Below are 618 nucleotides of genomic sequence, written 5' to 3' on the forward strand. Positions count from 1 at the left end.
TCGGGGTCACCGGGCCTGCCATCTCGAAGGCGCAATCGGTCAGCGACGCATTCAGCAGCGGGACGCGGACTGCATGGCCCATCAAACGCCCCTTCAGATCCGGAAAGATGTCCATGATCGCCTTGGCCGATCCGGTCGTCGTGGGCACCAGGTTCGTCAACGCCGACCGCGCCCGCCGCGGATCCTTGTGCGCGCGGTCCGCGATCGTCTGCGTGTTGGTGACATTGTGGATCGTGGTGAAACTGCCGTGGCGAATGCCAAAGCTGTCCCGAAGAACCTGTATGATCGGGGCCAGGCTGTTGGTGGTGCAACTGGCCGCCGTAACCAGGCGCTGCGACCCATCATAGAGGTGGTGGTTCACGCCGTAGACCAGGTTGAGCGCCGTGCCGCCTTTGACCGGCGCGGACACCAGAACCTTGCCGACGCCCGCGTCCCAATAGGGCGCGATAGAATCCTCCGTTTTGAAGACACCGGTGCAGTCGATCACCATGTCGACGCCGTCCAACGGCAGATCCTGAATCCGGCAGTGCCGGGTAAAGGGAACGCGAGCGGCGCCGAGGTGCAATGTATCGCCATCGGCCCGGCAGGCGTGGGACCAACGGCCATGCACGCTGTCAA

General features: G+C 63.9%; 1 pseudogene. It reads right to left on the minus strand.

The features are described from left to right. A pseudogene (locus JDO7802_RS18575) lies at positions 1–618 on the minus strand (ArsJ-associated glyceraldehyde-3-phosphate dehydrogenase); the annotation flags it as partial.

This window comes from Jannaschia donghaensis (genome assembly GCF_001403795.1).
Taxonomy (GTDB): domain Bacteria; phylum Pseudomonadota; class Alphaproteobacteria; order Rhodobacterales; family Rhodobacteraceae; genus Jannaschia; species Jannaschia donghaensis.